General features: G+C 65.9%; 28 protein-coding genes. 12 read left to right on the top strand and 16 right to left on the bottom strand.

Going from position 1 to position 25,342, the window contains the following annotated elements:
* The first annotated feature begins 12 nt into the window (after window positions 1-12).
* Complete coding sequence (locus WAO18_RS21010; RefSeq protein WP_422208163.1) at window positions 13-1,284, top strand: hypothetical protein; 1,272 nt, start codon at window positions 13-15, stop codon at window positions 1,282-1,284.
* Window positions 1,285-1,400: 116 nt separating this feature from the next.
* Here the strand turns inward: WAO18_RS21010 and WAO18_RS21005 are convergent, their stop codons facing one another.
* From WAO18_RS21005 to hsaA, 5 genes are read right to left on the bottom strand one after another with little or no spacing between them, the layout of a single operon-like run.
* On the bottom strand, window positions 1,401-1,754 hold the full coding sequence (locus WAO18_RS21005) for a VOC family protein (RefSeq protein WP_422208162.1): 354 nt from the start codon (window positions 1,752-1,754) through the stop codon (window positions 1,401-1,403).
* 60 nt (window positions 1,755-1,814) lie between these two features.
* Window positions 1,815-2,378, bottom strand: coding sequence for a 3-hydroxy-9,10-secoandrosta-1,3,5(10)-triene-9,17-dione monooxygenase reductase subunit (gene hsaB / locus WAO18_RS21000; protein WP_422208161.1), 564 nt, complete (start codon window positions 2,376-2,378; stop codon window positions 1,815-1,817).
* Window positions 2,378-3,277, bottom strand: coding sequence for an iron-dependent extradiol dioxygenase HsaC (hsaC, locus tag WAO18_RS20995; RefSeq protein ID WP_422208160.1), 900 nt, complete (start codon window positions 3,275-3,277; stop codon window positions 2,378-2,380). Before hsaC ends, hsaB begins: the two co-directional genes overlap by 1 nt.
* On the bottom strand, window positions 3,277-4,149 hold the full coding sequence (hsaD, locus tag WAO18_RS20990) for a 4,5:9,10-diseco-3-hydroxy-5,9,17-trioxoandrosta-1(10),2-diene-4-oate hydrolase (protein WP_422208159.1): 873 nt from the start codon (window positions 4,147-4,149) through the stop codon (window positions 3,277-3,279). The genes hsaC and hsaD overlap by 1 nt, the downstream gene beginning before the upstream one ends.
* A gap of 52 nt (window positions 4,150-4,201) precedes the next feature.
* Entirely contained in the window at window positions 4,202-5,386 is a 1,185-nt protein-coding gene (gene hsaA, locus WAO18_RS20985) for a 3-hydroxy-9,10-secoandrosta-1,3,5(10)-triene-9,17-dione monooxygenase oxygenase subunit (protein WP_422208158.1), read from the bottom strand.
* Between the two features lie 143 nt (window positions 5,387-5,529).
* On the opposite strand from hsaA, the gene WAO18_RS20980 reads away from it, so the two are divergent.
* Both WAO18_RS20980 and WAO18_RS20975 read left to right on the top strand, forming a co-directional pair.
* Entirely contained in the window at window positions 5,530-6,597 is a 1,068-nt protein-coding gene (locus WAO18_RS20980) for a 2Fe-2S iron-sulfur cluster-binding protein (protein WP_422208157.1), read from the top strand.
* 45 nt (window positions 6,598-6,642) lie between these two features.
* Window positions 6,643-7,176: a hypothetical protein gene (locus tag WAO18_RS20975; RefSeq protein ID WP_422208156.1), complete on the top strand. Its 534-nt coding sequence runs from the start codon at window positions 6,643-6,645 to the stop codon at window positions 7,174-7,176.
* Between the two features lie 86 nt (window positions 7,177-7,262).
* Here the strand turns inward: WAO18_RS20975 and WAO18_RS20970 are convergent, their stop codons facing one another.
* On the bottom strand, window positions 7,263-8,114 hold the full coding sequence (locus WAO18_RS20970; RefSeq protein ID WP_422208155.1) for a type 1 glutamine amidotransferase domain-containing protein: 852 nt from the start codon (window positions 8,112-8,114) through the stop codon (window positions 7,263-7,265).
* A 155-nt stretch (window positions 8,115-8,269) separates the two neighbouring features.
* On the opposite strand from WAO18_RS20970, the gene WAO18_RS20965 reads away from it, so the two are divergent.
* Window positions 8,270-8,902 carry a LysM peptidoglycan-binding domain-containing protein gene (locus WAO18_RS20965; RefSeq protein WP_422208154.1) on the top strand — a complete coding sequence of 211 codons (633 nt, stop codon included), beginning with the start codon at window positions 8,270-8,272 and terminating at the stop codon, window positions 8,900-8,902.
* 11 nt (window positions 8,903-8,913) lie between these two features.
* On the opposite strand, the gene WAO18_RS20960 is transcribed toward WAO18_RS20965, so the two are convergent.
* Window positions 8,914-11,025, bottom strand: coding sequence for an acyl-CoA dehydrogenase (locus tag WAO18_RS20960; protein WP_422208153.1), 2,112 nt, complete (start codon window positions 11,023-11,025; stop codon window positions 8,914-8,916).
* A 295-nt stretch (window positions 11,026-11,320) separates the two neighbouring features.
* Between WAO18_RS20960 and kstR the strand changes: the two genes are divergently transcribed.
* A complete protein-coding gene (gene kstR, locus WAO18_RS20955; RefSeq protein ID WP_422208152.1) occupies window positions 11,321-11,926 on the top strand; it encodes a cholesterol catabolism transcriptional regulator KstR in 606 nt (201 codons plus the stop codon).
* A 22-nt stretch (window positions 11,927-11,948) separates the two neighbouring features.
* Here kstR and WAO18_RS20950 read toward each other — a convergent pair whose 3' ends face one another.
* The gene (locus WAO18_RS20950; RefSeq protein ID WP_422208151.1) at window positions 11,949-13,022 is read right to left on the bottom strand and encodes a LacI family DNA-binding transcriptional regulator; all 1,074 of its coding nucleotides are present in this window, start codon (window positions 13,020-13,022) and stop codon (window positions 11,949-11,951) included.
* Window positions 13,023-13,097: 75 nt separating this feature from the next.
* Between WAO18_RS20950 and WAO18_RS20945 the strand changes: the two genes are divergently transcribed.
* From WAO18_RS20945 to WAO18_RS20935, 3 genes are read left to right on the top strand one after another with little or no spacing between them, the layout of a single operon-like run.
* Window positions 13,098-13,856 carry a LamB/YcsF family protein gene (locus WAO18_RS20945; protein ID WP_422208150.1) on the top strand — a complete coding sequence of 253 codons (759 nt, stop codon included), beginning with the start codon at window positions 13,098-13,100 and terminating at the stop codon, window positions 13,854-13,856.
* Window positions 13,856-14,776, top strand: a complete 921-nt coding sequence (locus WAO18_RS20940) for an MBL fold metallo-hydrolase (protein ID WP_422208149.1) — start codon at window positions 13,856-13,858, stop codon at window positions 14,774-14,776. Before WAO18_RS20945 ends, WAO18_RS20940 begins: the two co-directional genes overlap by 1 nt.
* 2 nt (window positions 14,777-14,778) lie before the next feature.
* Entirely contained in the window at window positions 14,779-16,020 is a 1,242-nt protein-coding gene (locus WAO18_RS20935) for an SLC13 family permease (RefSeq protein WP_422208148.1), read from the top strand.
* 14 nt (window positions 16,021-16,034) lie between these two features.
* Here the strand turns inward: WAO18_RS20935 and WAO18_RS20930 are convergent, their stop codons facing one another.
* Together WAO18_RS20930 and WAO18_RS20925 are read right to left on the bottom strand one after the other, a co-directional pair.
* Window positions 16,035-16,970, bottom strand: coding sequence for a glycerophosphodiester phosphodiesterase family protein (locus WAO18_RS20930; RefSeq protein WP_422208147.1), 936 nt, complete (start codon window positions 16,968-16,970; stop codon window positions 16,035-16,037).
* Window positions 16,971-16,997: 27 nt separating this feature from the next.
* On the bottom strand, window positions 16,998-17,471 hold the full coding sequence (locus WAO18_RS20925; protein WP_422208146.1) for a hypothetical protein: 474 nt from the start codon (window positions 17,469-17,471) through the stop codon (window positions 16,998-17,000).
* Between the two features lie 86 nt (window positions 17,472-17,557).
* On the opposite strand from WAO18_RS20925, the gene WAO18_RS20920 reads away from it, so the two are divergent.
* Window positions 17,558-18,202, top strand: coding sequence for a TetR/AcrR family transcriptional regulator (locus WAO18_RS20920; RefSeq protein WP_422208145.1), 645 nt, complete (start codon window positions 17,558-17,560; stop codon window positions 18,200-18,202).
* On the opposite strand, the gene WAO18_RS20915 is transcribed toward WAO18_RS20920, so the two are convergent.
* From WAO18_RS20915 to carD, 6 genes are all read right to left on the bottom strand, one after another.
* Window positions 18,176-18,685 (bottom strand): hypothetical protein, encoded by a 510-nt coding sequence (locus WAO18_RS20915; protein WP_422208144.1) that lies wholly within the window; start codon window positions 18,683-18,685, stop codon window positions 18,176-18,178. The two genes, WAO18_RS20920 and WAO18_RS20915, sit on opposite strands and share 27 nt — an antisense overlap.
* Before the next feature lie 7 nt (window positions 18,686-18,692).
* A complete protein-coding gene (gene rlmB, locus WAO18_RS20910) occupies window positions 18,693-19,625 on the bottom strand; it encodes a 23S rRNA (guanosine(2251)-2'-O)-methyltransferase RlmB (RefSeq protein ID WP_422208143.1) in 933 nt (310 codons plus the stop codon).
* Complete coding sequence (gene cysS / locus WAO18_RS20905; RefSeq protein WP_422208142.1) at window positions 19,615-21,027, bottom strand: cysteine--tRNA ligase; 1,413 nt, start codon at window positions 21,025-21,027, stop codon at window positions 19,615-19,617. Before cysS ends, rlmB begins: the two co-directional genes overlap by 11 nt.
* Window positions 21,028-21,171: 144 nt before the next feature.
* Window positions 21,172-21,657: a 2-C-methyl-D-erythritol 2,4-cyclodiphosphate synthase gene (gene ispF, locus WAO18_RS20900; RefSeq protein ID WP_422208141.1), complete on the bottom strand. Its 486-nt coding sequence runs from the start codon at window positions 21,655-21,657 to the stop codon at window positions 21,172-21,174.
* On the bottom strand, window positions 21,654-22,325 hold the full coding sequence (gene ispD / locus WAO18_RS20895; RefSeq protein ID WP_422208140.1) for a 2-C-methyl-D-erythritol 4-phosphate cytidylyltransferase: 672 nt from the start codon (window positions 22,323-22,325) through the stop codon (window positions 21,654-21,656). The genes ispF and ispD overlap by 4 nt, the downstream gene beginning before the upstream one ends.
* Window positions 22,326-22,349: 24 nt before the next feature.
* Window positions 22,350-22,838: an RNA polymerase-binding transcription factor CarD gene (gene carD, locus WAO18_RS20890; protein WP_422208139.1), complete on the bottom strand. Its 489-nt coding sequence runs from the start codon at window positions 22,836-22,838 to the stop codon at window positions 22,350-22,352.
* Between the two features lie 325 nt (window positions 22,839-23,163).
* Between carD and WAO18_RS20885 the strand changes: the two genes are divergently transcribed.
* The 3 genes from WAO18_RS20885 to WAO18_RS20875 all read left to right on the top strand — a co-directional run.
* Window positions 23,164-23,754 (top strand): hypothetical protein, encoded by a 591-nt coding sequence (locus WAO18_RS20885; protein WP_422208138.1) that lies wholly within the window; start codon window positions 23,164-23,166, stop codon window positions 23,752-23,754.
* A 40-nt stretch (window positions 23,755-23,794) separates the two neighbouring features.
* Entirely contained in the window at window positions 23,795-25,225 is a 1,431-nt protein-coding gene (radA, locus tag WAO18_RS20880) for a DNA repair protein RadA (protein WP_422208137.1), read from the top strand.
* Between the two features lie 17 nt (window positions 25,226-25,242).
* Window positions 25,243-25,342, top strand: a 100-nt coding sequence (locus tag WAO18_RS20875; RefSeq protein ID WP_422208171.1) for a hypothetical protein, incomplete at its 3' end; no start/stop codon positions are given.

The raw sequence follows: 25,342 nt of genomic DNA, 5'->3' as shown, positions 1-25,342 counted from the left end.
AGAGTGGGCACGGTGAGCCTGGCTATCTCCGACCACGAGCGGGCCGCGCTCGCCGAGCTGGCCCGCTTCCCGCTGTTCGCCGCACTGACCGGGCGACGGTCGCGCCGATTCCCGGTCGGCGGCCGGATTCCGGCCGGCGCGTTGGCATACACCAGCCGACGACCGGTGCAGTCGTTGTCGGAAGTCGAACGGGCCCTGATTATTTCGGTCACCGGCGGAGTGACGGGATGGAATTTCGGGATAACCCACCATCCCGGTTATGCGCCGGCATTTCCCAACTACGCGGGCAGTGCGACGGGCCGCACCTTCCCGTCGGCCGCAGGTTTTCACACCAGCCAGCTGTTCTTCACTGACGACACCGGCACCTATCTGCTGCCCAGCCGCGACGAGCAGCCACGCGCGTTCGACAGCATCGAAGCCTGGATCAGTCACACCGCGACGTCCTATACGCGGATCTCGGATGCTCGCCTCGAACTGCCCCGCGAAGAACCGTATATGGAAGGGCACAACACGTGGATCGGTAATCATCCGGGCAGCCTGCTGGCGTTCCCGGTAGCTGATCTCGCCGAGCATCTGATGGAGAACCTGTGGTTCTTCGCAGCCAACGGCTATCCGATCACCGACGACATCAACGGCCGTAATATCCCTAATCTTGACCGGTTTTCGTTATCCCGCGCCGATGACCCGCTTCCGCTGTCTTTCGTCGAGCAGTACACGATCACCGAGGCCAGCGCGGAACTCGCGATTGCCGCCAACAATGGGGTGCTGGCCTTGCAGGCAATGGGTCTCGGCGGCTGGACCTACGACGGGCTCGACCGGTTGTCCGTGCTCGGCGGCTCCGGTGATCCGCGAGCACCCGGGCTGGGCTTCGTCGCCGACAACGACGAGTGTTGGCCATTCCCCAATGCCACCGGGCTGCCCGGATATTTTGAGACGCTCAGCCCGCCGCATGTGCCGTCGGTGGCCGCAGGCGTGCAGAAACTGGTGGAACGAAAGTACCGACCCGGCGGCCCATTTCACGTCGATACGCCGGGACCATGGTCGGACAACCGGAAGGTGCGTGGCTCGGCGTTGCCGCCGGATGGCATCCAGGACGTCGTGACCGCCGAAGCGTCCTACATCTACGACACCTTCGGCAAGCTGCCGGGCACGGTGCCGACGGTGTACGTCCTGATGTATCTACAGGCGCAACATCTCGACACGGACTTTTACGACGAATTGTTCGGGCCCGGTGCGTATCTGGCCACGCACGCCGAGCATCAAGCGCGCTGGCATCCAAGCTAATCCGGCCGGCCGGCGTTCGGCCTGACGCCGGCGGGCGCATAGTGCCCGCCTCCCGCGAAAGGATGTTCTCGGCGAGCGTGCCGCTAGCAAAAATCAAAGCCGGAGGTCGCAGCACCTCAGTAGTCGACGCGAAAGCCGCCGATCAACGTGATCGTGTTTCCGTCCGGATCGGTGAGCGCCGACAGGCGCACGCCCTTATCGGCGTCGACGACCTCGCCGGGCTCCAGACCACGTTGTTTGAGGTCATCGATGTGGCCATCCAGATCCTGCACCGCGATGTTGACGAACGTGTAGCCGGCGCGCTCGTCGTTGTCGAACACTTGCACCCATCCGCCCGGAACGACTTGCCACTCCACCAGCGTGGACATCGGGTTGTTGTCGGGCGCCCGTCCGAACAGCGTCTCGTACCAGCGGCGACTTTTGTCCAGGTCGCTCACCGGGACGGCCGCCAACACATGCTCGATTGCCATGTTCTCCCCTTCGATAGCTTCCGAAGGGACAGACCCGCGACGCGGGCCAGAGTCATCGCCCTACAGCCAGGTGTCCTGGGTGGTCGTGGTGAGGAAAGCCTCCAGGTCGTCACGCCATTGCGCGGGCGTGGTCTTGTCCGGCTCGATGCCGGTGTAGTCACCGCGATAGAACAGCAACGGCCGTGGCTTGATCTTCGGGACCTCGGAAAGGGAGTTGACGGCGCCGAACACCACGAAGTGGTCGCCGCCGTCGTGCACCGAGGCCACCGAGCAGTCGATGTAGGCCAGCGATCCGTCGATGACCGGCGCGCCGAGTTCCGAAGGATGCCAATCGATGCCGGCGAATTTGTCGGTCTCCTTCGAGCCGAAGCGGGCCGAGACGTGCTGCTGGCTCTCGGTCAGCACGTTGACACAGAATTTCCCGCTGGCCTCGATCGCCTTCCAGGACCGCGAAACCTTGGTCGGACAGAACAGCACCAGCGGCGGATCCAGCGACAGCGCCGCGAAGGATTGACAGGCGAAGCCGACCGGGGCGTCGTCGTGCACGGTCGTGATGATCGTGATCCCGGTGCAGAACTGACCCAGCACGCTGCGGAATGCGCGGGCGTCGATCTGCTCGGACATTACTTGAAGCCGACGCTGAAGTCGTGACCCCAGAGGCTGATCGCGGTGCTCTCCCGGGCAATCCAGTCGGAATCTTCGACTTGCCTTCCCTCGCAACCGAATTCGACATCGAATCCGCTCGGAGTCTTCATGTAGAAGGAGAGCATCAGGTCGTTGACATGGCGGCCCAGCGTGGCCGACATCGGCACCTTGCGCCGCAGCGCCCGGTCCAGACACAATCCGACGTCGTCGGCTTCGCCGACCTCGAGCATCAGGTGCACGATGCCGCTGGGGGTCTGCCCAGGCATGAAGGCCAGGCTGTGGTGACGAGGGTTGCAGCCCAGGAATCGCAGCCAGGCCGGGGGCCCGTCAGCGGGCCGGCCCACCACCTGCGGCGGCAGCCGCATCGAGTCACGCAGCTTGAAATCCAGCACGTCCCGATAGAAGTGCAAGGTCTCGACGTCGTCACGCGTGGTCAGCACGACGTGACCCAGGCCTTGATCTCCGGTGACGAACGTGTGCCCGTACGGGCTGACCACCCGGCGGTGTTCGAGCGCAGCGCCGTGAAAGACCTCCAGGCCATTGCCGGACGGGTCGGAGAACTTGATCATCTCGTCGACTCGCCGGTCCGCCAACTCGGCGGCGGTGGCCTCTTTGTAGGGCGTGCCCTCGACGTCGAGCCGGTTCCGGATCTCTTGCAGCCCTGCGGCATTGGCGCATTCCCAGCCGGCTTCCGAGAGCCGGTCGTGCTCGCCGGGCACGATCACCAGGCGGGCCGGGAAATCGTCCATCCGCAGGTACAGTGCTCCTTCAGTCGCGCCTTTGCCCTCGACCATGCCGAGGACTTTCAAGCCGTAGTCGCGCCACGCCTGCATATCGGTGGCTTCGATGCGCAGGTAACCCAGTGAGCGGATGCTCATCACGCACCTCCCAGGAAGTCGAGGGTCAGCTTGTTGAATTCGTCGAACTTCTCCACCTGCGCCCAGTGTCCACACTGGCCGAAAACGTGCAGCTGTGCACGGGGAATGGTCTTGAGTGCAACCAGCGCGCCATCGATCGGGTTGACCCGGTCTTCGCGTCCCCAGATCAGCAACACCGGTTGACGCAGCTTGTAGACCTCGCGCCACATCATGCCGAGCTCGAAGTCGGCCCCGGAGAACGACATTCCCATTGCGCGAGTCGCGGTCAGCGATTCGGGCGTGGAGGCCAACTCGAAGCGCTGGTCGATCAGTTCTGAGGTGATCAGTTTCTGGTCGTGGACCATCACGCGCAGGAACGCCTCGAGGTTTTCCCGGGTCGGCTGAGAAGAGAACTTGCCCAGCCGCTTGACGCCTTCAGTGGGGTCGGGCGCGAACAGGTTGACGCTGAGCCCGCCGGGGCCCATCAGCACCAGTTTGCCGGCCATGTCGGGGTAGTCCAGCGCGAACCGGACCGCGGTGCCGCCGCCGAGCGAATTGCCCACCAGCGGAACGCGTCCCAGACCAAGGTGATCGAACAGACCCTTCAGCGCCCGGGCGGCATAGTGATTGAACTGCCCGTGCTCCGCGCGTTTGTCGGAATGACCGTATCCGGGTTGGTCGACGGCCAGCACGTGAAAACGCTCTGCCAGCACCGGAATGTTGCGGGCGAAGTTCGTCCAGCTCGCCGCCCCGGGTCCACCGCCGTGCAGCAGCACCACCGTCTGGTCGTTACCGACGCCGGCTTCGTGGTAGTGCAGCTTGAGCGGTCCGTCGACGTCAACCTCGACGAACCGCGACGTGGACTCGAAGGTGAGCTCTTCTGTCGCCGTCACTTAGCGCCGCTCCTCCTCATCGCTTCGTTCTGCATCGTCGCCGGCGCGGTCATCAGACCATTGTGTCGCCGGGCGGCAGCCCGAACTCGTTATTACCGAAGATCTGGTAAGCCCGCTCCGGGTCGTTGGCCGCGTGTACCCGGCCGGCGTGCGCGTCGCGCCAGAAGCGTTGCACCGGAGCATCATTGGCAAGGGCGGTGGCGCCGGAGGCCTCGAACAACCGATCGACGGAAGCGATCGAGCGGCCGGTGGCGCGCACCTGGTCGCGGCGGGCGCGGGCGCGCAGGTCGAACGGGATCTCCCGGCCGGCCGAGAGCAGCGCGTACTCGTCGCTGACGTTGCCGATCAACTGTCGCCATGCGGCGTCGATGTCGCTGGCCGCCTCGGCGATGCGGACCTTGGCGAACGGGTCGTCCTTGGCCTTCTCGCCGGCGAACGCCGCACGCACCCGCTTGCCCTGGTGCTCCACGTGCGCGTCGTACGCGCCGTAGGCCATGCCGACGATCGGCGCCGAGATGGTCGTGGGATGCATTGTGCCCCAAGGCATCTTGTAGACGGGGGCGGTGTTGTTCTCATAACCACCCGCGGTGCCGTCGTTCATCTGCTTGTAGGACAGGAACCGGTGTCGCGGCACGAAGACATCCTTGACGACGACGGTGTTACTGCCGGTCCCCTTGAGGCCCACCACGTGCCACACGTCGTCGATGCGATACTCGGTGCGCGGGATCAGGAAGCTGCCGAAGTCGACCGGACGCCCGTCCTTGATGACCGGGCCACCGAGAAAGGCCCAGGTGGCGTGGTCACAACCCGACGACCAGTTCCACGACCCGCTGACCAGATAGCCACCGTCGACGACCGTGCCCGCGCCCATCGGGGCGTAGGACGACGAAACACGCACGTTGGAGTCGTCGCCCCAGACTTCGTCCTGGGCCTGCTGGTCGAAGAGCGCCAGGTGCCAGTTGTGCACGCCGATGATCGAGCTCACCCAACCGGTGGAACCGCACGCGCTGGCCAGTCGGCGGACCGCCTCGTAGAACACCGCCGGGTCGCACTGCAGGCCGCCCCACTGCTCGGGCTGCAGCAACCGGAAGAAGCCGATCTCCTGAAGCTCGCTTACCGTGGCGTCCGGCAGGCGGCGCAGGTCCTCGGTTTCCTGGGCCCGCTGACGCAGCTTGGGCAGTAGTTCGTCGACGCCGTCTAGGACCGACTGGGCGTCACGTTGTTGAATGGACGTCACTGGTTCCTCCAAAGGTGGCTTACTTAGACAAAGACTAGAACACGTTACGATTTGTGTCGAGCAGCGTGTTCCTGCGGCTGGTAGCGATACCGATGCACCTTTCTGTAACCTGTTCTAGTTATGACTGAAGGAAGGGCGGGGTTGTGACAGACACAATTCCCGACGAGCCGCTCGGCAGCCACGTTCTGGAACTGGAGATCGCCGACGTCGTCACCGAGACCGACGACGCACGGTCGCTGGTGTTCACGGTGCCCGAGGGAGCCCAGATACCGGCGGAACGGCTGCGCTATGCCCCCGGCCAATTCCTCACGCTGCGCGTTCCCAGCGATCGGACGGGCTCGGTGGCCCGCTGCTATTCGCTGTGCAGCTCGCCGTTCACCGACGAGGCGATGACCGTCACCGTCAAACGGGACAAAGACGGCTACGCGTCGAACTGGCTCTGCGACCACGCCCACGCCGGCATGCGGATCCACGTGCTCGCGCCGTCGGGCACGTTCGTGCCCAAAACCCTTGACGACAACTTCCTGCTGCTCGGCGCCGGCAGTGGAATCACGCCGATCATGTCGATCTGCAAATCCGCCCTATCCGAAGGCAGCGGCCAGGTGGTGCTGATCTACGCCAACCGCGACGAGCGGTCGGTGATCTTCGGCGACGCTCTGCGCGAGCTCGCCGCCAAGTACCCGGACCGGCTGACCGTGGTGCATTGGCTGGAGTCGCTGCAGGGGTTGCCGTCGGCCAACGCGCTGGCGCAACTGGCCGCCCCGTTCACCGACCGGCAGGCTTTCATCTGCGGGCCGGGGCCGTTCATGGCGGCCGCCCGTGAGGCGCTCGAAAGTCTGAAAGTGCCGGCGCCACAAGTGCATTTGGAGATATTCAAGTCGCTGGAGAGCGATCCGTTCGCCGCGGTCAAGATCGAAGACGAGGGCGATACGCCGCCGGCTACCGCGGTTGTCGAACTCGACGGGCAGACCCATACCGTGTCGTGGCCGCGCAAGGCCAAGCTGCTCGACGTGCTGCTGGACGCCGGGCTGGACGCACCGTTCTCCTGCCGCGAGGGCCACTGCGGAGCCTGCGCAACCACCCTGCGCAACGGCAAGGTCAGCATGGAGGTCAACGACGTGCTGGAGCAGCAGGACCTCGACGACGGGCTGATCCTGGCCTGCCAGTCGCACCCGGACACCGATTCGGTCGAAGTCACCTACGACGAGTAGCTGCAGCGTAAGTTCTGCTCAGGCTTAAGCGAGAGGACACCGGAGATGAAGCGGCTGGTCAGAGCACTGGCAGGCGTTGGTCTGGTGCTGGCGCTGACGCCGCCCGCGGTGTCTTCGGCAGCGAGCAACACTGCCACCTCACTGATACCGCTCAACGATGGCAGCCAGCTGGAAACCCGCGCCACGCTCGACTGCCACAGCGCGAACGGCAGTTGCGACTTCACCGTCGCCGCCGACCGCCGCACGGGCGATGCCGTCGACGGTTTCCCGCACGACCTTTGGTCGCGGCAAAGCACGGACATCCGCTCGATGGACCGCACGCTGTACCTCGACGTGCACGCCACCGCGCAATACGACCGGGTGTTCAAAGAGGGCGGGAACGACAACGTCACCACGATCTACATGGGCGAGGGCCCGCTGGAGAAGTATCAGACCACCGGCCGGATCGATGCGACCGATTGGCATACCGGCCAATCGCGTACCAATGTGCCGGTCATCATGTGCACCCACATCCAGGTGGTCTACGGCGGAAACAACATCACGTCACCGAGCACCTGCGCGCAGGCCAACTTCTCCTAGCTGTCGCTGACCGCGAAATCGTAGCCAGGGTTGTTATTCCCGAGATTGCACAACCCTGGCTGCTGTCTCGCGAAATCCTAGAGCCGTCAGAGCCTCTGCGACAACGCGTTTGCGAACGTGTGGGTGTCGCCCGGCCAGCGCGCCGACACATAGGCGCCGTCCTCGACGACGAACGCCGGCCGTGAATCGGTTGCCGTGTCGCGCGCCATGCCCGAGATCTTGGTCCGCCAGTTCGGCGATCCGCGCTGGACGTCGCAGAAGTCGCTCGGGTCCTTCAGGGCGCGGGTGACCTCCGATTGCACGGACATGTATCCGGACGGCTGGCCGGGCTGCTCGCTGTAGGTGCGGTAGTAATCGCGGTCCCAAAACCGGGTGAGTTTTGTGAGACGCCAGGCGGTGCGCTCCAGCGCCCACGTGAGCGCCGTGGTGCGACGTCCGTAGAGCACCGAATGGCCGGTCTCGGGATCGACGCTGCGCGCGGCCAGCAGCACACCATGGCAGATCGCGGCAATCTTCAGCCCGCGAGCGAAGGCGTCGACGACGAGCCGGTGCAGGGTTTCGCTGTCGATGTAGGAACGCATGCCGCGGGCCCGATGACCGCCCGGGAGCAGCAGGCCGTCGATACCGTCCAGCGTCGCCTGGGCCCAACTGGACGGGTTCTGGTATTCGGGTGAGCCCAGCATCTCGCGGTAGGCGTCACGCGCATCTCTGTTGGCGCGCAGTGCTCGCCCGACCACGGTAAGAGCGCCCAGCACTGGCACTTTCGACCAGACATCGAGTCCGCGGCCGGTGACCATGATGTCGTCCGCGATTCCGGGTGTGCCGCTTTCGGTGGCGAACACGACCGAGTGACCGTTGGCGCGCAGCACCTGCCAGCTGACGGCGACTTCGGTCGGATCGAAGTCGCGGTCGGGAATCGGAATCAGAACGGTACCCATCGGTAGTGCCTGAGCTTACGGCCTCAGTTAGCGCCCGACCACGATCGTTTCTTTGCGTATCACGCGTATTCGGCCAACGCTCTTGTCAGACTTGGCTAGGTCGCTACTAAGAGATACTTCGACCAGAAAGGGACATAATGTCTACCGAACACACAGTGGTCAGCGGCGACACCCTCTCGTCGCTGGCAGCAAGCTTCTACGGAGACAGCAGCCTGTTTAGTGTCATCGCAGCCATCAACAATGTCGCTGACCCTGATCACCTCGACGTCGGCCAACAATTGCTGATTCCATACGTCACCTTCCGCCATCAGGTGACAAATACGGACACGAAAAACGGCCTAGCGCAACAGTTCTACAATGACGTCGCCATGGTCGAGGTCATTGAGATCGCCAACCACGCCGCACAGCGGGACCTTGTCGTCGGTGAATGGCTGCTGATCCCGGACTTGGCCAATGCCGGCCATCACACCGTGGTTTCTGGCGAAACCTGGGAGGTACTCGCAGACCGCTGGTACGGCGAGTTCAATCTGTGGCCGATCATCACGATTGCCAACCACATGGAGAACCAGGATCCCCCACTTAATCAGGCCGTACTCCGCCCCGGCCTGAACTGGCGGCATACGGTCACTGACGGCGACACGCTGTGGGGACTGTCCACCTCTTACTACGGCGATTCGGGTGACGACCGGACAAAGACCATGGTGCGAATGGTCGCGGCGGCCAACCACATCGACGATCCTGACCAGTTGCCGGTCGGAGAAGTGATTTTTTTCCCGTCGTTCGACTAGACCGGCCCCTGTCAGCGCGGCAGCCCGAGAAGCCGTTCTGCGGCCAGCGTCAGCAGGATTTGCTCGGTGCCGCCGGCGATCGTCAGGCAGCGGGTGTTGAGGAAGTCCTTGACTCGCTTGTCGAAGGCGATGCCCTGGCCGTCCGCCAGATCCATCCGGAACTCCGCCAGCGCCTGCCGGTAGCGCACCCCGATGAGTTTGCGCACGCTGGATTGCGCACCGGGGTCCCGACCTCCCACCGCGAGCTGAGCGATGCGCTGGTCGAGCAGCGAGCCGACCTGAGCGGTGATGATCAACCGCGCCAACCGATCCTGTTCTGCGACATCGAGATCAGCCTTGGCCGCCTCGGCGAGCAGCTCTTCCATCGGGTTGCCGAGCGCGGTGCCCGCGGCCATCGCGATCCGCTCGTTCGCCAGCGTGGTGCGGGCCAGCCGCCAGCCGTCGTTCACCGTGCCGACGACCATCTCGTCGGGAACGAACACGTTGTCGAGGAAGACCTCGTTGAACAATGCGTCGCCGGTGATTTCGCGCAGCGGCCGGATCAGGATGCCGGGCGAGCTCATGTCGATCAGGAAGTAGGTGATCCCTTTGTGTTTCGGAGCGTCGGGATCCGTGCGGGCCAGGCAGACGCCCCACTGCGCTTTGTGCGCCGACGACGTCCACACTTTCTGTCCGGTCAGCTCCCATCCGCCGTCGACCCGCACCGCTTTGGTGCGCAGCGACGCCAGATCGGAGCCCGCTCCCGGCTCGGAAAACAGCTGGCACCAAAAGATTTCGCCGCTCAGAGTGCCAGGCACGAAACGCTCCACCTGCTCGGGTGTGCCGTGCTCGAGGATGGTCGGCGCCGCCCACCAGCCGATCACCAGGTCCGGCCGGATCACTCCCGCCGTCGACATCTCCTGATCGATCAGCAGTTGCTCGGCCGGTCCGGCGCCGCGGCCGTACGGCGCGGGCCAGTGCGGCGCCAACAGCCCCGCTTCGGCCAGGACCGCCTGACGCTTGTCGTCGGGCTGCGAGGCGACCCCGGCGACCGCCTCGGCGATCTCGGGGCGCAGGTCAGCGACCTCGCTCAGGTCGATGCTGAGATCGCGACGGACGCCGGCCGCGGTCAGCTCGGCGGTTCGGCGCAGCCAGCGCGCGGGCCCACCGAGAAACTGCCCGATCCCGTAGGCGCGGCGCAGATAGAGATGAGCGTCGTGTTCCCAGGTGATCCCGATTCCGCCGAGCACCTGAATGCAGTCCTTCGCGTTGGCCTTGGCGGCGTCGATCCCGATGCCCGCGGCGATAGACGCGGCGATGGACAGCTGGCGGTGATCCCCGTCGTTCGCGGCGCGGGCGGCGTCGGCGGCTGCCACCGCGACCTGCTCGGTACGGCACAGCATCTCGGCGCACAGGTGCTTGATCGCCTGGAAACTGCCGATTGGCTTGCCGAATTGCTCACGCACCTTGGCATAGGCGACCGCGGTGTCCAGCGCCCATCGGGTGATCCCCGCGGCTTCGGCGGAAAGCAGCGTCGCAGTCAGGTCAGCCACCCAGTCGGCAGGGGCGTCCAGCACCGTGGCCGGCGCCGCGGACAGCGCCACCCGCGCCAACGGCCGCGAGAAATCGGTGGCCTGCAGCGGCTCGACCACCACTCCCTCGGCAGTGGCGTCGACGAGCAGCCATCTGTCGCCGGCCGGCACCAACAGCAGGCCCTCGGTGACGCCGCCGAGCACGAACGGCGCGGTGCCGGAGGCCTTGGAAGCCGTCGGATCGAACTGCACGTCAGCGTGCAGCGCGATCCCGGCGGTACGTTCGCCCGACGCGAGCGCCTCGAGCAGCTGCGGGTCGGATACCACCAGAGTGGCCAGTGCGGTGGTCGCGACCGGGCCAGGTACCAGGGCCTTTGCGGCTTCCTCGACCATCGCGGACAGGTCCTCGATGCTGCCACCCGCCCCGCCGCGGTCCTCGGGAACCGCGACACCGAATAATCCCAAGTCGGCCAGGCCACCAAAGACCGGCTGCCAGGCATTCGGCTCACCCTGCTCGATATCCCGGACCGCTGCCGTTGCACCGGACCCGGCAGCCCAGTCGCGCACCAACTCCCGCGCCGCAAACTGCTCGTCGGTGATGGTCGTGGCCACCTGAACTCCTCGATCGACGGGAAATGGCGCTGCCGGACACGCAACGCTCAGCACTAGAACGTGTTCTAATAGTGCCAGTGTTCGATCGTCAAGTCGAATGCCATCGCAGCAGGACATCCCGGTGTCCCGGCGGCACGGAGGTGGGAGATTCGCGCTCGGCATGCGTATCGTTTCGAGCGAGGACGCGAGAAAAGGAGCTGTCCGTCAGATGACCCCATCAGGGCCAGTGCCAGCCCCTACCAACTCGGGGCAACCCTCGAGTTCGGCCCCTGCGCAACCTCGTGAGGTGATGAACGTGGCAGTACTTGCCGAGTCGGAACTCGGCTCCGAGGCACAACGGGAACGTCGTAAGCGGATTCTGGACGCGACGATGGCCATTGCCTCCAAGGGCGGTTACGAAGCTGTTCAAATGCGTGCGGTCGCCGACCGCGCCGACGTCGCGGTGGGCACGCTCTACCGGTACTTTCCGTCGAAGGTGCACCTGCTGGTGTCCGCGCTCGGCCGGGAGTTCGAGCGCATCGACGCCAAGACCGACCGCTCCACGCTGATCGGCGGAACACCGAATCAGCGACTGAACTTCATGATCAGCAAGCTCAATCGCGCGATGCAACGCAATCCGCTGCTCACCGAGGCCATGACCCGCGCCTACGTCTTCGCCGACGCGTCGGCGGCCGGTGAGGTGGATCAAGTGGAGAAGCTGATCGATTCGATGTTCGCCCGCGCGATGAGCGACGGCGAGCCGACCGAAGAGCAGTACCACATCGCCCGGGTGATCTCGGATGTGTGGACGAACAACCTGCTGGCCTGGCTGACCCGGCGAGCGTCGGCCACCGACGTCAGCAAGCGACTGGAGTTGGCAGTCCGGCTGCTGATCGGCAACGGGGACACCGCCACGGTGTGATTTCGGGGTCGAGCCGACCCCTTCAGGCCGGAGGGCCCGCGGTACGTCCGCGGATCAGCTCGGTGTGTAGCACCTCGATCGTTGGGTTGATATCGCCCATCTGCAACAGTTTGCCTGCCCGACGGCCCTTTTCCAGGCTCGGTTGTGCGACCGTGGTCAGGCCACGACTCGTCGCCTCGGGTACGCCGTCGAAACCGGTGACGGTCATCTGGCCGGGCACGTACTTGCCTTGTGCGCGTAGATAATCCATCGCCGACACGGCCAACACGTCGGCGGTGCACATCAGTGCGGTAATCCGTGGGTTGGCCCGCAACGCGATGCCGGCCGCGACGCCGCCGGACGCCGCCGTGTGTTCGTGACTTTCGACGACGGTCAGCGAATCCGGGTCGAGACCGGCCGCGGCCATCGCCTCGCGCACACCCCGGATGCGTTCGCCCTGCACGTGAAATGTCGATGCGCGCACGCGTTTGGTGTCGGCCAGCCCTTGGTGGCGATCCCGCATCAGTCGCATCGTCAGCAGCCCGATCTCGCGGTGCCCCAACCCGAGCACGTAGTCGGCCATCGCACGCATCGCGGCCCGGTCGTCGATACCCACCTGCGATGCGCCGGGCACGTCTTTGGGTTGGTCGACCACCACTAGGGGCAGCCGCCGTTGCAACACCACCTGCAGGTAGGGGTCGTCGCCGGCAGCCGAGTACACCACGAATCCGTCCACGCTCGCCGCAAGCACCGACGCCGTCCCGTCCGAGACGTTGCGGGTCGGGCCAACAGCCACCAGGAGCAGTCCCTGGCCAAGTTCTTCGCACGATTCCGCAAGTCCTGCAACGAAATCCAGCGCCGCGGGATCACTGAAGGAATAGGTCAGCGGTTCGGTGATCACCAGGCCCACCGCGCCTGCGCGACGGGTGCGCAGCGATCGCGCCACCGGATCGGGCCCGGGATAGCCCAAACGTTTGGCCGTGGCGAGCACCCGCTCACGCAGCGCATCCGAGAGTTGGTCGGGTCGGTTGTAGGCGTTCGAGATGGTGGTGCGGGAGACCTTGAGCTCAGCCGCGAGCGATGCCAGGGTCGCCCGGCGTCGCGGCAGGGGGCTCATGTTTTGTGACGTTACCGGGCGTTGCGCTGCTAAGCGTCTGGTCGCTGGGTTTTTTCGGGGCCTAAGCTGACGAGCGTGGCCCGCATCGACCTCAACGCCGACTTGGGTGAAGGCTTCGGCGTCTGGCATCTCGGTGATGACGACGCCATGCTCGGCATCGTCACCAGCGCCAACGTCGCGTGCGGTTTTCATGCGGGCGATCCGGCCGGGCTGCTGTCGGTGTGCCGGCTGGCCGCCGAGCGCGGCGTACGAATCGGCGCGCAGGTGAGCTATCGCGACCTGGCCGGCTTCGGCCGGCGCTTCATCGATGTCACGGCTGAGGATCTGCTTGCCGAAGTGGTGTATCAGGTCGGCGCCTTGAACGGACTGGCGCAGGCGGCCGGCTCCGCGGTGTGTTACGTCAAACCTCATGGCGCGCTGTACAACACGATCGTGACCAACCGTGAACAAGCTGCCGCTGTCGCGGAGGCGGTGCGAACGGTCGACACCGCGCTTCCGGTGTTGGGCCTGGCCGGATCGGTCTTCTTCGACGAGGCTCGTCAGCGTGGACTGCGTACGGTGCCCGAGGCGTTTGCCGATCGCGCATATCGGCCGGACGGACAGCTGGTGTCGCGGCGGGAACCCGTTGCGGTGCTGACTGATCCCGCCGCGGTCGCTGAGCGGGTGCTGACCATGGTGACCTCCGGAACCGTGACCGCGGTCGACGGATCGACAGTCGCGTTGGAGGTGGAATCGGTGTGCGTGCACGGTGATTCGCCCGGGGCGGTGCAGATCGCCTCGGCCGTCCGCGATCGGCTGAAGGCCAACGGGATTGAGCTGAAGGCGTTTTGCTGATGCGGCTGCGATACGGACGTCCGGATCTCACCCGGCACGCGCACCGATTCAGCGTGCCGATCGCCGAATCCGATGCGCCGTTGACGGTGACCTGGCTGGGCGTGTCGACGCTGCTGATCGACGACGGGTCGTCGGCGCTGATGACCGATGGGTTCTTTACCCGGCCCGGTCTGGCCCGCGTGGTGGCGGGCAAGGTGTCGCCGTCGGCGGCCCGGGTCGACGGCTGTCTGGCACGCGTCGGTGTTAGGCGGTTGGCGGCCGTCATCCCGGTGCATACGCATTTTGACCATGCGTTGGATTCCGCGCTGGTCGCCGACCGCACCGGAGCGCTACTGGTCGGCGGTGATTCTGCGGCCAATGTCGGCCGCGGCCACGGCCTTTCCGAGGATCGGCTGGTGATCGCGGAGTCGCGCGCACCGATTCGGTTGGGCGCCTTCGACATAACTCTGGTGGAATCCCGTCATAGCCCGCCCGACCGGATACCGGGCACGATCGATCAGCCGGTGGTGCCACCGGTGAAGGCAACGGCCTACCGATGCGGCGAGGCTTGGTCGGCGTTCGTCCATCACCGGCCGTCGGGCCGTCGACTGCTGATCCAGGGCAGCGCCGGATTCGTGAAGGGTTCGCTGACCGGCCAGCATGCCGACGTCGTCTATCTCGGTGTGGGGCTGCTCGGTGTGCAGCCGGAGTCGTATGTCGTCGACTACTGGACGGAGACGGTGCGTGCCGTGGGTGCACGCCGTGTGGTTTTGGTGCATTGGGATGATTTCCTCCGCCCGTTGTCAAAGCCGCTGCGGGCCTTGCCCTATGTGGCTGACGACTTGGACGTGTCGATGCGCATCCTGGCCCGGCTGGCCGAGCAGGACGGTGTCGCGCTGGACATGCCGACGGTGTGGCGACGCGAAGACCCGTGGGCTTGAGTTTGACCCTTCTGTTGGCTCTCCTGTCGCTGGCGGCGGTGCTCGCGTTCGCGGTTGCGCGCCCGCGGGGCTGGCCGGAGGCGTTCGCCGCGGTGCCCGCCGTCGTGCTGCTGATCGCCGTCGGCGCGATCTCGATGCACGACGCGGCCGCCGAAGCTGCGCGACTGCTACGCGTAGTCGCATTCCTGGGCGCAGTGCTGGTGCTGGCCAAGATGTGCGACGACGAAGGCCTGTTCGAGGCCGCAGGTGCGGCGATGGCACGCGGTCGCATTGGTTCGCAACGTCTGCTCCGGCAGGTGTTCGTCATCGCCGCCATCATCACGGCGGCGTTGAGCTTGGATGCCACGGTGGTGCTGCTCACCCCCGTGGTGTTGACCACGGTTCGGCGGCTGCGGGCGCCCGTTCGTCCGCACGCGTACGCCACTGCGCATTTGGCCAATGCCGCATCGCTGTTGCTTCCGGTGTCGAACTTGACCAACCTGCTCGCTTTTCGCGCCGCGAACGTGTCGTTCGTCAAGTTCACGGTGCTGATGACGCTGCCGTGGCTGGCCGCGGTTGGCACCGTCTACGTCGTCTTCCGCATCTTCTTCCGTCGCGACCTCAGCGTTGCGCCCCATCCCCAGCAGGACGAGCCGGTACCGCCGACGCCGGTATTCGCGCTGGTGGTGGTCGCGCTGACGCTGGTCGGTTTTGTGATCGCCGAGGCGGCGGGGGTGGCCCCGGCCTGGGCCGCGCTCGCCGGGGCCGCGGTGATGGCGGTTCGCAGCCTGGCCCGCCGGCACACCTCGGCAGCGGAGATCGTGCGCGCGGTGAATGTGCCGTTTCTGGTGTTTGTCCTCGCATTGGGCGTTGTCGTGCAAGCGGTAATGCGCAACGGCGTGTCGGAGCGGATGGGTGCATTGATGCCGTCCGGGTCCGGGCTCGTCGCGCTGCTCGGGTACGCGGCGGTGGCGGCAGTGCTGGCCAACATCGTCAACAACCTGCCCGCAACGCTGGTGCTGGTGCCGCTGGTGGCGCCGATCGGCCCCGCCGCAGTCCTGGCCGTATTGATCGGGGTCAACATCGGGCCCAACTTGACCTATGCCGGTTCGCTGTCGAACCTGTTGTGGCGCAGCGTCTTACGCCGCTACGATGTATCGGCCAGCGTTGGCGAGTACACCCGGCTCGGACTGTTCACGGTGCCCACCTCGCTCGTCGCGGCGGTGTTGGCGCTGTGGGCCGCTGCCCAGCTGGTCGGCGTCTGAACCTGGCGAGCCGACTAGTTTCGGTGATACGGCCGCGGCAGCGACATGCCGAGTTCGGCAAGAAGGGAGCGCAGCACAGCGGGGTAATTGGTGATGATGCCGTCGACGCCATTGGCGATCTGGACCCGCATGTCGTCGGCATCGTCGACCGTCCAGGGAAAGATCCTGAGCCCCAACGCGTGTGCACGGTCAACGAGAGTTCGGTCGACCAACGAATACTCCGGTGACAGGATCGTCGCGCCGACCATCATGGAGCCGATCACCGGGTCAAAGGCGGCCGCATTCACTCCGGCCAGCCAAGGCGAATCAGCTTTCCAGGTCTGCTCATCCCACAGCGTCACCAACGGAATCGATGGCTCGGCCCGGTGCACCAGTGGCAATGTGCGCCAATCGAAGCTTTCGATCTCGACCCGGCCGACCTCGCCCGCCGCTCGAACCACCCCGAGGATCACGTCGACGAAGGTTTCGGGACTGGCTGTTCGGGACGGTTGCTCGGCGTCGACCTTCGTCTCGATGTCGTAGCGCACGTCGGCGTCGTATTGCTTGGTCAGGGCGAAGACCTCGGGCAAGGTCGCGATCTTGTTGCCGCAGTTCAGCGTTCGGACCTGAGCCAGAGTGAGGTCGTGGACCAGCTTGCCCAGGTATGGATATTGCGGGTCACCGGCGAACACCGGCGACGTGTCGGCACATTTCTGTGGGTCGATGGCCTCGTCGTGCCACACCACCGGTTGCCGGTCTTTGGTGATGCCAATGTCGAGTTCCACAGTGCTGACTCCGGTTTCGAGTGCGTTGGCGAATGCCGGCAGGGACTCTCCGGTGCCGGTGTTGCCCGGACCCCCTTGATGCGCCACCAGATCGAGATCGCCCGATGCGCCGGCAGCGTTCGGCGCCACGACCAACGCGGCCAGGGTGGTTGCCACGAATATTGAGCCACCGCGTCTCGTCCGCATGCGAACGAGGCTATCCGCGTGATGCGGTCAGCTCGCGTAGGCCGTGCCCTGCGGTAGCAGATGCAGCCGAACGAGTTTGTGCCAACGCCGTTGCCGGTAGCGGTAGATGGCGACCGCGAGCGCGGTGACGACAGCGGTGAGGAGACCGGCATCGATCGCGACGGTATCCGAGTAGCGGCAGGTTTGCGCGTCGATCGGCTCGACCTTGAGCGTGTGATTCCACGCGCGCAGCACGCCACCGTGCTCGTGGGTTCGGATCGTCAGCGTTTGCTCGTCCACCTCGATGACTTCGATGGTGTGCCGGTAGGCAGGTAGCAGGTGGAATGCGAACAGCCACCCGGTGCCACGTTCGCCCGCCCACAGCGGCTCCGCTCGTCCTGACAGCGCAGGAAAACCGAGGAGGCCTCTGCACACATACAGAAACGTGACCGGCGATTGCATTGCCCGCCATACCCGGTCGGCGCTGGTGGGCAGCGTTGTCTCCACATGGATGGTCCGCATCAGTGACTCCTGGAAATGCTAGGGTGCGCTAATTCTGCTGGCTGATGCCTGGATTGACTACTCGCATTCACTCCGAGGAGGACACCATGGCCCCATCGGATCGATTTCGGCCCCGCAAGCAGCCGAAGCAGGATCGGGCCGCGCAGACCCGACAGCGGATTCTGGATTCGGCGGCTCACGTTTTCGCCCAGTACGGCTATGCCGCCGGGACGACCAACCGCATCGCCGAGCACGCCGAGGTGTCGATCGGTTCGCTGTACCAATACTTTCCGAACAAAGACGCGATCTTGCATGCGTTGATGGACGCGCATGTCAACGCCGGAGCCAAACTGCTGGGCGAGCGACTGTCAGGTGGGTTACCCGAACGCCTTGATGACGCGTTGCGGGTGTTCGTCCGGGCCACCATCGACAGCCACCGTGACAACCCCCGCCTGCATCAGGTCTTGTTTGCGGAAGCTCCCCGTGCGCCGGCGTTCCTGTCGCGAATGCACGATCTGGAAACCGTCATGGTCGATGCCGCTGCGCGCCTGCTCGACGAACACCCGGCCGTGGATGCCTGCGGTAGGCTCACCGCCCGGGTAGTCGTCGCGACCGTCGAATCGCTGGTTCACCGACTCATCGCTTCGCCGGACTCAGTCGATCCACAACGACTCGAAGACGAGATCGTCACACTACTCACTAGATACCTTGGGCAGCAACCAGTTTCATCGCAGATCCGCGAGCCCGCGTGACGGCGTTGCGGCTTCGGCCAAGACGTAACCAAGTGCGCCGGCCAGCGCGGCGAATTTGACCAGGGCGGCGGCCCGCGCGCGCCGCGCATGAGTATCGACATGCTTGCGGTCGAGCACCTTGATCAGCGAGACTCCTTCAATTGCATCCCCGGCGACGGCCACAATTGCTGCTGAGGTCAGCACACGCGGATGCCCCCGCCTCCGCCGTGCGCGGTCGATCAGCAGCGCCGCGAGGGCACCATAGGTCGTCATGTAGCCGAAGTCGAGCCACATGGACACGCGCGCTGCCCGCTCGCCGGCGCGCCCCCACTGAGCCATGATCTGTTCGGCGCGAAAAGCACTTCCGGCCAATTCAAATGGGATGATCCCCGGACCACCGGTGGCGCGCATCCGGCTTTCCAGGACGGCCATGATCGCCGTGTAGCCGGCGAACGCGCCGGTAGCGGCGATAATCTTGTGGTCGCGCATCCGATAGCTGACCACTGCGCTGTCAGCTCCTGCGCTGACGGGCGACCTCGGCCAGCACCACTCCGGCGGCCACCGAGGCGTTCAACGATTCGGCCGGGCCGGACATCGGAATCGACACCACGGCATCGCAACTTTGGCGGACCAGCCGGGACAATCCCTTGCCTTCGGATCCGACCACCACCACGGTTGGGCCGCCACCGTCCACCTCGTCGACGATCGTGTCGCCCTCGGCGTCGAGTCCGACCAATTGCAGGCCTCGGTCGGCCCAATCCTTAAGCGTCCGATTGAGATTCGTGGCGCGCGCGATGGGAATCCGGGCCGCCGCCCCGGCACTGGTCCGCCACGCGACTGCTGTCACCGAGGCGGATCGCCGCTCGGGGATCAACACTCCATGACCACCGAACGCCGCCACCGAACGGACGATAGCGCCCAGGTTTCGCGGGTCGGAGATGTTGTCCAGTGCCACCAGCAGTGCTGGCGGATTGTCCATGGCCAACTTGAGCAACTCGTCGGGATGCAGGTAGTTGTACGGCGGCACCTGTAGCGCGATCCCCTGGTGTAAGCCGTTGGTGGTTATCCGATCCAGATCGGTGCGGGGCACCTCGAGGATTGCGATACCGGAATCGGCTGCCAGAGTGACGGATTCGGTGAGCCGCTGGTCGGCCTGGGTGCCGAGTACAACATACAACGCGGTCGCCGGAACCCCGGCGCGCAGGCATTCCAGTACCGGGTTGCGCCCCAGAACGGTCTCGAAACCGTCGTCTTTGCGTTTGGCGGGCCGGCCCGCTTGTGCCTTGGCTCGTTTCGCGGCCGGGTGGTTCGGGCGCATGTGCGCGGGTGGAGTAGCCCCGCGGCCCTCCAGTCCGCGGCGTCGTTGGCCGCCGGAGCCGACGGTGGGGCCCTTTTTGGTGCCGGCTTTGCGAATCGCGCCGCGGCGTTGCGAGTTACCGGCCATCGGCGTTGGTCCCCAGCGACCACTGCGGGCCATCACCGGTGTCGGTGACCTCGATATGGGCGTCTTTGAGCCGATCGCGGATCTCGTCGGCGAGCTTCCAGTCGCGTTGCACACGGGCCTGCTCGCGGCGCTCCAGCTCGGCGCGCACCAGCACGTCGACTGCGCCCAACGCGGCCGACGTCTCGTCACGCGACTCCCAGCGGTCGTCGAGCGGGTCGCAGCCCAGAATGCCCATCATTGCCCGGATCTCGGCCGCGTGGGCCAATGCGGCGTCATGGTTGCCGGCGTCCAGCGCGCGGTTGCCCTCCGCGCGGGCGCGGTGCACCTCGGCCAGCGCTGTCGGCACCGCGAGGTCGTCGTTGAGCGCGGCGGCGAACCGCGGCGTCCACCGACTGGGTTCCACGGCGCCGACCCGCGTGCGCACCCGGTGGAGGAACTCCTCGATGCCGACGTAGGCGTTGACCGCGTCCTGCAGCGCCGTCTCGGAGAATTCCAGCATCGAGCGGTAGTGGGCGCTGCCCAGGTAGTACCGGAGCTCTGCCGCGCGCACCCGCTGAAGCATCGCCGGGATCGACAGCACGTTGCCCAGCGACTTGCTCATCTTCTCGCCACCCATGGTGACCCAGCCGTTGTGCAGCCAGTAGCGGGCGAACTTATCGCCGACCGCGTGGCTCTGCGCGATCTCGTTTTCGTGATGCGGAAAAATCAAATCCATTCCGCCGCAATGAATATCAAATTCTGCACCCAGATACTCGTGGGCCATCGCCACGCACTCGGTGTGCCAACCGGGCCGTCCCCGCCCCCAGGGCGTCGGCCACGACGGCTCACCGGGCTTGGCGCCCTTCCACAGCGTGAAGTCTCGTTGATCACGCTTGCCGGTCGCGACGCCCTCGCCCTGGTGCACGTCGTCGATCCGGTGCCCGGACAGTTGTCCGTATTCGGGGTAGCTCAACACGTCGAAGTAGACGTCGCCGCAGCCGGCATAGGCGTTCCCCGACTCGATCAGCCGGTCGATCAGTTCGACCATCTGGGTGATGTGGCCGGTGGCCCGCGGCTCAGCGGATGGCGGCAAGACGCCGAGCGCGTCGTAGGCGGCGGAGAACGCCCGCTCGTAGGTCGCCGCCCATTCCCACCAGGGCCGGTCGGCGGCGGCGGCCTTGTTGAGGATCTTGTCGTCGATGTCGGTGACGTTGCGGATGAACGCGACGTCGCAGCCCCGCGCGCTCAGCCAGCGCCGCAGGATGTCGAAAGCCACTCCACTGCGGACGTGGCCGATGTGCGGTAACCCCTGAACGGTGGCGCCGCACAGATAAATGGAGACGTGGCCGGGCCGCAGCGGAACGAAGTCACGCACGGCACCAGTCGCCGTGTCGTGTAGCCGCAGGTCGGCGCTATCGGTCACGACGTGCCAGCTTACCGGGCCGGATGCGGCATCGATGACCACTGCACCGCCCGTCGGGCCGATTGCGCCGACAATGGCCGCCGGAACGAGCACGCGGGTCCACCGGCATGGAAAACGATCACCGCGATGCGAACAGATGCTCGGCTAGCGGGCGGCGTCGTCGACCGCTACCAGCAACGCCGTCGCAATTGCTGCCCGGCCCTCGCCACGCCCGGTCAACCCCAAGCCGTCCGTGGTGGTGGCCGATACCGACACCGGTGCGCCGAGCACCGCGGACAGCGCTTTCTGCGCCTCAGCACGACGTGGGCCGATCTTGGGGTGGTTGCCGATGACCTGAACAGCCGCGTTACCGAGTCGGTAGCCCTGCCGGTCGATCAGTTCCGCGACATGGCCCAGCATCGTCATACCGCTGACACCGGCCCACCGCGGGTCGTCGACGCCGAACACGGCGCCGATATCGCCCAGCCCGGCCGCCGAGAGCAACGCATCGCACAGCGCGTGCACGGCGACGTCGCCGTCGGAGTGCCCGGCGCAACCGTCGACGTCGGGAAAGAGCAGGCCAAGCAGCCAGCACGGCCTCCCGGGTTCGATGCCGTGTACGTCGGTGCCCATGCCGACTCGCGCGTTCATTGGCTCACGATCGCTTGCGCCAGCAGGAGGTCGAGTCGGGTAGTGATCTTGAATGCCAGCGGGTCACCGTCGACGACCTGCACCTGCCCGCCGACATGCTCGACCAGGGATGCGTCATCGGTGAAATCCGCCGTTCCGGCCTGCTGATAGGCCCGCAATAGCAGATCGGTGGCAAAACCCTGCGGAGTTTGCACGGCCCGCAGGCCGGCCCGCTCCGGCGTCCCCAGCACCACGCCGTTGGCATCGACGGCCTTGATGGTGTCCGAGAGCGGTAGCACCGGCACGACGGCCTGGTGGCCGGCTCGCAACGCGTCGACGACCCGCGCCACCAGCTCCGGCGGTGTCAGGGCCCTGGCGGCATCGTGCACCAGCACGAAGTCAGGCTTTTCCGATTCGGCGAACGCTGCCAGCGCGCGGCTGACCGAGTCACCCCGATTGGCTCCGCCGGCGACCACTGTCGCGTCCCGGCCGAGAATCAGTTTCGCCCGGTCGGTGCGGTCAGCGGGCACGGCGACCACGACGCGATCGACGACGCCGGACTTCAGCAGGCCATCGACGGCACGTTCGACAAGAGTCCGCCCGTCGAGCTGGAAAAAAGCCTTTGGCACACCGGCGGCTAACCGCTCACCCGACCCGGCGGCCGGGACGACCGCGACAGTTCCGGTCAACCCCGGTCCTCGTGCGTCAAAAACTCAGGAAGCGGCGGCCAGAACCTCGTCGAGGATGGTCGACGCCTTGGCGTCGTCAGTGCTTTCGGCCAGCGCGAGCTCGCCTACCAAGATCTGACGGGCCTTGGCCAGCATGCGCTTTTCGCCGGCGGACAGGCCGCGTTCCTGGTCACGGCGCCACAAGTCGCGCACGACCTCAGCAACCTTGTTGACGTCGCCGGAGGCGAGCTTTTCCAGGTTCGCCTTGTAGCGGCGGGACCAGTTGGTCGGCTCTTCGGTGTGCGGCGCGCGAAGCACCTGAAACACCTTGTCGAGGCCCTCTTGACCGACCACATCGCGCACGCCCACGTATTCGGCGTTATCCGCGGGTACTCGAACTGTCAGGTCTCCCTGCGCCACCTTCAAGACGAGATATTCTTTTTGCTCCCCCTTGATGGTTCGGGTTTCAATCGCCTCGATCAACGCAGCACCGTGGTGTGGATAGACAACGGTGTCTCCGACCGCAAAATTCATCAGTTTCGAGCCCCTTTCGTAGCTCCATGGTAACACGCCGCGCCAACACGTGCGTAACAACGGTGCAGGTCAGGGGCATCAGGCATGCGCAACGGGGGTTGACATCCGGGGAGTTTCGTGCAAGGCACCGACCCATCCAGAGCAGGTTCGGCGCCGGCCGGAGGACTCCTGGAGCGCGCCGCCGAAGAAGGCGAATGTGCAACTGCGCTGCTCGAATCCGGCCGCTCGGCGCTCTGCTAGCCCTGCGGTTTCGCTGCCTCAGCCGACCTACTACTGTGCATAGTCGAACAGCAGTGGCGTTCGAGGGCCGAGCAGGAGGCTTTGGGTGAACCGCTTCGACTACCGCGACTCGAAATCCCACCCGGGTCGTCGCTCGGCAAAGCTCGCTGTGCTCGCAGCCGGTGGCTTCATCGGCGCCGCTACGCTCGCGGGCTGCGGGGCGGGCCAGCTTTCGCAGACCGCGATGCAGCAATCCGCCGTCGACGGCAACCAGGCGGTGATCAACAACGTCGCGCTGCGCAACGTCCACATCCAGGCGCTGCAGACCGGTGATTTCCTGCGTCCGGGCGCCACGGTCGACCTCGTTCTGGTCGCGGTCAACCAGTCGCCGGACGTCACCGACAAACTGGTCGGCATCACCACTGACATCGGCAAAGTGACCGTCACCGGCGATCCCACCCTGCCTGCCAGCGGCGTGCTGTTCGTCGGCGCCCAGAACGGCCAGAGCAAAAATGACGATCGCGCCATCGAGAACGCCGATGCGGTCAAGGCCAGAATCGCGCTGACCAAGCCGATCACCAACGGCCCGAACTACGACTTCACCTTCAACTTCGAGAAGGCCGGCAGCGTCAGCGTGTCGGTGCCGATTTCAGCGCCGGAAAGTCCACGCCACAACGAATCGCCGGGAGCGGGCTAACCTCCGCTGATCTGTCAGCCCAGCCGGATACCGTCACCGGGTGGCCAAGGCTCGTTCGCAATACAGCTGTTCGGAGTGCCGCCATGTCACGGCCAAATGGGTCGGCCGCTGCATGGAATGCGGCACCTGGGGCTCGGTCGACGAGGTAGCCGTGCTCAGCGCTGTCCGGGCCGGTACTCGCGGCGTAGGGGGCCCGTCAACCGCGGCCATGCCGATCAGCTCCGTCGAGCCTGATGGCACCAGGCACTGCCCCACCGGTATCGGTGAACTCGATCGCGTGCTCGGTGGTGGCGTCGTGCCGGGCTCGGTCACGCTGCTCGCGGGCGATCCGGGCGTAGGCAAGTCGACGCTGCTACTCAAGGTCGCCCACCAGTGGGCGGCCTCTGGGCGCCGCGCGCTGTACATATCCGGTGAGGAGTCGCGCGGACAGATCCGGATGCGCGCCGACCGGACCGGCTGCAGCCACGACGAGCTGTTTCTGGCCGCCGAGTCGGATCTCCATGCCGTACTCGGCCATATCGAGGCGGTGCAGCCGACACTGGTCGTCGTCGACTCGGTGCAGACCATGTCCAGCGCCGACACCGACGGCGTAGCCGGTGGCGTCACGCAGGTACGGGCCGTGACCAGCGCGCTGACCGCCGCGGCGAAAACCACCGGTGTGCCACTGGTTCTGGTCGGCCACGTCACCAAGGACGGCGCGATCGCCGGCCCACGGTCGCTTGAACATCTGGTCGATGTGGTGCTGCATTTCGAGGGCGACCGCAACTCGCTGCTGCGGATGGTCCGCGGTGTGAAGAACCGCTTTGGCGCAGCTGACGAGGTCGGTTGCTTCCTGCTGCAGGACAACGGAATTGCAAGCGTCACCGACCCCTCCGGGCTGTTTCTGGATCAGCGGCCGCAGCCGGTCGCGGGGACCGCGATCACGGTGACGCTGGACGGGAAGCGACCGCTGGTCGGCGAAATCCAGGCGTTGCTGGCCACGCCGTCGGGCGGCTCACCGCGCCGCGCCGTCAGCGGGATCGACCATGCGCGCGCCGCGATGATCGCCGCGGTGCTGGAAAAGCATGCCCGGCTCAAGATCGCGGTCAACGATGTGTATCTGTCCACCGTTGGCGGCATGCGGCTGACCGACCCGTCGTCGGACTTGGCGGTGGCGGTCGCACTGGCTTCGGCGTACGTGGACCTGCCGTTGCCGGCCACCGCGGTGATGATCGGCGAGGTCGGGTTGGCTGGTGACCTGCGACGCGTCAGCGGCATGGAACGGCGGCTGGCCGAAGCGGCCCGACAGGGGTTCACCACGGCGCTGATCCCGTCGGGCTGCGACGCGGTGCCGCCGGGGTTGACGACGCTTCAAGCGCCCACCATCGTCGCTGCCCTGGAGCACGTGCTGGACCTCACCGGGCACCGAAACAGAACTTCTGCACCACCACATCGCCCAGATCCGGCAGCCACGGAGCAGAATGAGTGGTGATGACGGTCGGCAAATCAATGACAAACGGCTCAGCGCCACAGCAGCGGCCCACCCTGCGTGAGGCCGTAGCGCGGCTGGCGCCGGGCACCGCGCTGCGCGACGGTCTGGAGCGCATCC

The sequence above is a fragment of the Mycobacterium sp. genome (assembly GCF_049278535.1).
Taxonomy (GTDB): Bacteria; Actinomycetota; Actinomycetes; order Mycobacteriales; family Mycobacteriaceae; genus Mycobacterium.
Note: the sequence above shows the minus strand (reverse complement) of the source record. Positions and strands in the feature narration are given on the sequence as shown.